Annotated in this window: 2 protein-coding genes; both read left to right on the plus strand. The window is 70.0% G+C overall.

The annotated features are described in order from the left end of the window. Positions 1–355: 355 nt before the first annotated feature. A complete protein-coding gene (locus NIE79_RS10950) occupies positions 356–1435 on the plus strand; it encodes a glycoside hydrolase family 19 protein (RefSeq protein WP_238678446.1) in 1080 nt (359 codons plus the stop codon). Between the two features lie 271 nt (positions 1436–1706). Continuing rightward, the gene (locus NIE79_RS10955) at positions 1707–7322 is read left to right on the plus strand and encodes a GH92 family glycosyl hydrolase (RefSeq protein WP_238678447.1); all 5616 of its coding nucleotides are present in this window, start codon (positions 1707–1709) and stop codon (positions 7320–7322) included. The last annotated feature ends 38 nt before the right edge of the window (positions 7323–7360 follow it).

Raw genomic sequence — 7360 nt, forward strand, 5'->3', positions numbered from 1 at the left:
AAGCCGATTGCATTGACCTCAATGGATCGGAGTATTGCAGCGAGATTTCCGACGCGTCAACAAGTTCCGGAACATCCTCGTAACAACTCAGCAGGCCGTTCGGGGGGTGGGTCCAGGCGTGCCTCGGTCGGAGGGCAGCTCCGATGCCGTCTCCATCACGGCGATCGGTGGGCCTGCCCACGGCGTGATCCGGAAAGTGGCCGGAATTATCGACCGTCGATCGCCGGGTCGGCCGTCACGCCCTGCGGCGCCCGCCGCGCCGAATAGTAAAGATTGTGAACAGAAGATGTTACAGTCACTTCGGTCGATATCCGCTCGGGTTTCGGCCAGTGAGGTCCGAGGAAGGAGTGATCACATGACGAGACTGCGCGCGCTGGTCGCGCTGGCGGCACTGATCGTCACCGGTGGGCTGGTCGCGGTCATCCCGGCCACCGCCGCGTCGGCGGCGGCCTGCTCAGCATCGTGGCAGGCATCGGCCGTCTACTGGGGAGACGCCCAGGTCTCCCACAACGGCCGCAACTACCGGGCGAAGTGGTGGACCCAGAACGAGACGCCGCCGGGCACGACGGGCGTCTGGGAGGACCTCGGCGCGTGCGGAGGGGGCACCACGCCGCCCACCGGGGGGACGTGCAGCTACCCGAACTGGACCGCCGGGACCTGGTACGCCACCGGGGCGATCGTGCGTTACACCAACGGTTCCTACTACATCGCCGAGCACGACAATCCGGGCTACGACCCCGTCGTCAGCACCTGGTACTGGGAGCCCTACACCTGTGGCGGTCAGCCGCCGACCACCCCGCCGCCCACCAACCCGGGCGGCTTCGTGGTCACCGAGGCCCAGTTCAACCAGATGTTCCCGGGCCGTAACTCGTTCTACACGTACTCCGGGCTCGTCGCCGCGCTCAGCGCCTACCCGGCGTTCGCCCGCAGCGGCAGTGCCACGGTCCAGCGGCAGGAGGCCGCGGCCTTCCTGGCGAACGTCTACCACGAGACCGGCGGGCTCGTGCACGTGGTCGAGCAGAACACCGCGAACTACCCGCACTACTGCGACTACGGCCAGCCGTACGGCTGCCCCGCCGGGCAGGCCGCCTACTACGGGCGGGGGCCGATCCAGCTCAGTTGGAACTTCAACTACAACGCCGCTGGCAACGCCCTCAACCTGCCGCTGCTGACCAACCCGTGGCTGGTGCAGACGGACGCCGCGGTGGCCTGGAAGACCGGTATCTGGTACTGGATGACCCAGAACGGGCCGGGCACCATGACCGCCCACAATGCGATGGTCAACGGCGCCGGGTTCGGTCAGACGATCCGCAGCATCAACGGCTCGATCGAGTGCAACGGCGGAAACCCCGCCCAGGTGCAGAGTCGCGTCACGAGGTACCAGCAGTTCGTCGGCATCCTCGCGGTGTCCGCCGGAGCCAACCTCTACTGCTGATCCGTGGCCGGGCCTCGGCGTACGTCCCCGGACGGTGTCGAGGCCCGGCGCGTCGGCGGGCGGGGCCCGGTGGGGGCGGCGGCCGTTTCGGCGCGACCCGTTGACACGGCAGTGCTGCGCCCGGAACTATCAGCGGCAGTCCACAGGCCCCGGCTCCCGTTGCTGACGATCTCCGATGACAACGATGTCAGGCTCCGACCCGCCACCCGCTCCACACTGCCCAGACGTTCGACGTACTCGACCCGGTTCGAGTCGAAAGGCTCCGTCCCTCATGTCGCACACCCCCTTTGCGCGCTCCCTCTCACCCCGTCTGATCGCGGCAACGACAGCCGCCCTGCTACCGCTGGGCCTGCTCGTCGCCGCGCCCCTGGCCAACGCCGCCCCCACCCCCGCACCGCCGGGCAACTTCACCTCCTCGTTCGAGTCCGCCGACCCGCAGCCCGCCACCAGCACCGTGGAGGTCGGCCCGAACGGAAAGCCGGTCCAGGCCAACCTGAGCGGCAAGATCGCCACGCTGCCCGGCAGCCTGCTCGGCCAGGTCAGCGCCGTGACCGCGAGCGACGAGAACCCGCCGCGAGAGATCGCCGCGAACCTCAGGGACGACGATCCGTCGACCAAGTGGCTCGTGTTCGCGTCCACCGGCTGGGTGACCTACCAGCTCGCCAAGCCGGCGACGGTGGCGCGCTACTCGCTGACCGCTGCCGACGACGCGCCGACCCGGGACCCGAAGGACTTCGTCGTCCAGGGGTCGAACGACGGCAACACCTGGACCGACCTGGACAAGCGCGCCGGCGAGAAGTTCAGCGGGCGCTTCGCCACCAAGACGTACAGCTTCGCCAACCAGAACGCCTACGGCTTCTACCGGCTCACCATCACCGCGAACTCCGGTGACTCGCTCGTGCAGCTCGCCGACTGGAACATCAGCGACGGCTCGGACGTCCGCCCGCCGGCCACCCCCATGATCAGCGTGGCGACCGCCGGCCCGAACGGCGGTTACACCACGAAGCCGGACGTCGGGTTCACCGGACTGGCCGCGCTGCGCTACTCCGGTGGCGCCGAGGGCAACGGCCGCTCGTACGCGACCAACAAGCTCTTCGACGTCACCATCCCGGTCGGGCCGAAGACCAGACTGTCGTACAAGATCTTCCCCGAGTTCACCGGTGGGGACGGCCGCTACCCGTCCACCTACGCCGCCGTCGACCTGCACTTCACCGACGGCAGTTACCTGAGTGCTCGCTCGCCCGCCGACCAGCACGGCTACCCGCTCACCGGCGCCGGTCAGGGCGCCTCGAAGGTGCTCTTCGCCGACCAGTGGAACCTGGTGCAGGCCGACCTCGGCACCGTCGCGCGCGGCAAGACGATCGACCGCATCCTGCTCGCGTACGACAATCCGCAGGCCACCGGGGCCACCCGGTTCCAGGGTTGGCTCGACGACATCGAGCTGACGGCCGCGCCGGCGTCTATCGACGGCGCGAAGCTGACCAACTACGTCGACACCCGACGGGGCACCAACTCGACGGGCGGTTTCTCGCGCGGCAACAACCTGCCGATCACCGCCGTGCCGAACGGGTTCAACTTCTTCACCCCGGTGACCGACGCGACCTCCGACTCGTGGGAGTACGAGTACCACCGGATCAACAACGAGGCCAACCTGCCCATGCTCCAGGGCCTCGCGATCTCCCACGAGCCCAGCCCGTGGATGGGTGACCGCAACCAGATGTCAGTCATGCCGGTCGTCGGTGGCGGGCCGCTCACCGGTCAGCCCGCCGGTCGCGCGCTCGCCTTCAGCCACGACGACGAGACGGCGCAGCCGGACCTCTACCGGGTCACCCTTCAGAACGGCCTGGTCGCGGAGATGTCGCCCACCGACCACGCCGGGATCATGCGGTTCACCTTCCCCACCGGGCAGGCGACCGGAAGCCTGGTCTTCCACAACGGCACGTTCACCATCGGCGCGGACGGCACGTTCACCGGTTGGGTCGACAACGGAAGCGGCCTGTCCGCCGGGCGTAGCCGGATGTTCGTCTCCGGTGCCTTCGACCGGGCGCCGACGGCGTCCGCAGCGACCTCGGCCACCTTCGACCTCTCCGGGTCGCGGGAGGTGACGATGCGCCTCGCCACGTCGTTCCTCTCTGTCGACCAGGCGCGCCGCAACCTCGATCTGGAGGTCACCGGCAAGAGCTTCGACCAGATCCACGCCGCCGCGACGGCCGCGTGGAAGGACCGGCTCGGCCGGGTCGAGGTGCGCGGCGCCACCGAGTCGCAGCTGGTCAGCATGTACTCGAACCTGTACCGGCTGAACCTCTACCCGAACTCCCAGTCGGAGAACACCGGCACCGCAGCCACGCCGCGCTGGCAGTACGCGAGCCCGGTCTCGGCGCCGACCGGCGCGTCGACTCCCACCCGGACCGGCGCGAAGGTCGTCGACGGGCAGATCTACGTCAACAACGGCTTCTGGGACACCTACCGCACCGTGTGGCCCGCCTACGCGCTGCTGTACCCGGACGTCGCCGCCAAGATCTCCGACGGGTTCGTCCAGCACTACCGCGACGGCGGCTGGATCGCCCGCTGGTCGTCCCCCGGCTACGCCGACCTGATGACCGGCACCAGCGCGAACGTGGCGCTGGCCCAGGCGTACCTCACCGGGGTCAAGCTGCCCGACCCGCTCGCGGCCTACGACGCGGCCGTCAAGGACGCGACCGTCGCGTCCGGGCGCAGCGCGGTCGGGCGCAAGGGCATCGAGAGTTCCCTGTTCCTCGGCTACACGCCGACGTCCACGGGCGAGTCGGTGTCCTGGGCGCTGGAGGGCTACATCAACGACTTCGGCATCGGCAACATGGGTGCGGCACTCGCCAAGGACCCGGCCACGCCCAAGTCGGAGCGCGCCCGGCTCAAGGAGGAGTCGCGGTACTTCCTGGAGCGGGCCCGCAACTACGTCCACCTCTTCGACCCGAAGACGAAGCTCTTCCAGGGCCGCGACGCCGCCGGCAACTTCCTCGCCGGTGACCCGCTGGACTGGGGTGGCGTCTACACCGAGACCAACGGGTGGAACTTCGCGTTCACCGCGCAGCAGGACGGCCAGGGTCTGATCAACCTGTACGGGGGGCAGAAGGCGCTGCGGGACAAGCTCGACGCGTTCTTCACCACCCCGGAGAACGCCGACCGCCCCGGTGGGTACGGCGGCGTCATCCACGAGATGCTCGAAGCGCGCGCGGTGCGGATGGGTCAGCTCGGCATGAGCAACCAGCCGTCGCACCACATCCCGTACATGTACAACGTCGCCGGCGCGCCGGCCAAGACCCAGGAGACGGTGCGGGAGATCCTGCGGCGTCTCTACGTCGGCAGTGAGATCGGCCAGGGCTACCTGGGCGACGAGGACAACGGCGAGATGTCGTCGTGGTACATCCTCAGCTCGCTGGGCATCTACCCGTTGCAGGCCGGCTCGTCCGAGTGGGCGATCGGCTCGCCGCAGTTCACGAAGATGACAGTGCGCCGCGCCACCGGCGACATCGTCGTCAACGCGCCGAACAACAGCGCGGCGAACGTCTACGTGCAGGACGTCAAGGTCAACGGAAAGAAGCAGCGCGGCCTGTCAGTGGACGTGGCGACGCTCGCCAAGGGCGGCACCATCGACTTCCAGATGGGCTCCAAGCCGTCGTCGTGGGGCAGCGGCCGGAACGACGCGCCGCCGTCGTTGACCAAGGGTGACGAGGCGCCGAAGCCGTTGCAGGACGTCACCGGCCCCGGTCTCGGCACCGCGACCGCTACCGGCGGGCAGGACGCGTCGAAGCTGTTCGACGACTCGTCGACCACTCAGCTGACCTTCACCTCGGCGACCCCGCAGATCAGCTGGGCCTTCCGCGGTGGCAAGCAGAAGCCGAAGTACTACACCGTCACGTCCGGGGCCGCTGCCGGCGATCCGGCGGACTGGCGCCTCCAGGGCTCCAACGACGGCCTCACCTGGACCACAGTGGACTCCCGCACCGACCAGGTGTTCCCGTGGCGCAACCAGACCCGCCCCTACTCGATCGACAAGCCGGGACGGTTCGCCCAGTTCCGCCTCGCCGTCACGAAGACCGTCGGCGCCGCGCAGACCAACCTCGCCGAGGTCGAGCTGCTCGCCGGAGGTGACCTCGACCTCGGGGGCGGCGACATCACCGTCACCGCCGCGGACGGCGTGCACGCGACCTCCGGCGTAGCCGTCTCGGTGCCGTTGGCCACCGTCACCGGCGGCGACGCCGGCAGCTACCAGGCCACCATCGACTGGGGTGACGGCACGCCGGTCACCGCGGGCACCGTGACGTTGAGCTCGCGGGCCGTCTACCGCATCGCCGGGTCGCACACCTACACCACGCCCGGCTACCACCAGGCGAACGTCACGGTGACCGACGGCGAGAGCCAGAGCTCCGCGACGGTCGGCGTCGAGGTGGCGTACGCCCCGGCCTCCGGTCTCACCGCCGCGTTCGACACCGTCTGCGTCGGTGACGAAGGGGTCCTGGCGGCGGACTGTGACGCCAAGTCGTGGGCGTATTCGCGGGCCGCCCTGGCGGCCGGTGGTGCCACCCAGGGCCAGGCGCAGCAGGTTCCCGGAACGGCGCTGCGGTTCACCCTGCCGGTGATCCCGGCCGGGCAGCCGGACAACGCCACCGGCAACGGGGCGACGGTCGTCCTCGACCTTCCGCGGGACGCCACGAGCATCTCGTTCATCGGCGCCGGAACGCAGGGCAACCAGAACACCACCGGCACGGCGACGTTCAGCGACGGCAGCACGGCCAGCATTCCGATCCAGTTGAGCGACTGGACGCTGGGCGGCAACGCCAACGGCACCCCGTCCTACGGCAACATCATCGTCGCCCGGACGGCGTACCGGTTGCAGGGCACGAGCCGCGACGGCGCCCAGCCGTTCGTCTTCGCCACCGCTCCGTACCAGATCCCGGCGGGCAAGACGCTGGTGTCGGTGACCCTGCCGACGCAGACCGGTGACCCTCGCTCGGCGGGTCGGATCCACGTGTTCGCCGTGGCCAACGACGGCACGCCCGCCCCGGCGCTGGCGACCGTGGCGCCGAAGAACCAGACGGCCACCGCCGGGCAGGCCCTCGCGGCGAACCTCGGCGCGGTGACCGGCGGCGTTCCCGGTACGACGGGCTACCGCGCCCGCGTCCAGTGGGGTGACGGCACGGTTCCGAACGACGTGACGATCGGCGAGTCCGGTGCGATGAGCGGCCAGCACACCTACGCACGGCAGGGCACCTACACGGTGCGCGTCACCGCGTGGGACACGCTGTCGAGCAGCACCGAGTCGTTCACCGTGACAGTGGCTGGGGGCGCATCGCAGCCGGCGATCGCGCTGTCCGCGTCCGGCACCGTCACCACCGGTGGCGCGATCACCGTCGCCGGCAGCGGGTTCGCCGCCGGCGAGCAGGTGACCGTCAGCGTCGGCACCGACCCGGGCCGGACCATGAAGGTCGCGGCCTCCGCGACGGGAACGGTCCGCGCCTCGGTGCCGACCTCCGGTGACGCGCAACCCGGCCGGTACGCCGTCACCGCGACGGGCGCGTCCTCGCGTACGCCGGCCACGGCCACCGTCCAGGTGACCGGGGAACCGGAGGCGCGGACCTACCAGCCGCGGGTGGCGCTGTTGACCACCTCGGGCCCGCGCGGCACGTCGATCATGGTCGACGGTTCCGGGTTCGCACCGAACGAGGTGGTCACGATCGCCCTCGGGACCGGACTGGCGGTCAGCACCGTGCGCGCGAACGGTGACGGCGTCATCTCCGGCGCGACGGTCAGCGTTCCGGGTGCGGCGAAGGCGGGCGCGACCAGCGTCACTCTGAACGGCGCCACGTCGGCGACGAAGGTGTCCCGACCGTTCACCGTCACCGGCTAGCACCGAGCCGGGACAGGTACAGCCGCGTGGGGCGGGCC

Source organism: Micromonospora trifolii (assembly GCF_022229005.1).
Lineage (GTDB): Bacteria > Actinomycetota > Actinomycetes > Mycobacteriales > Micromonosporaceae > Micromonospora > Micromonospora trifolii.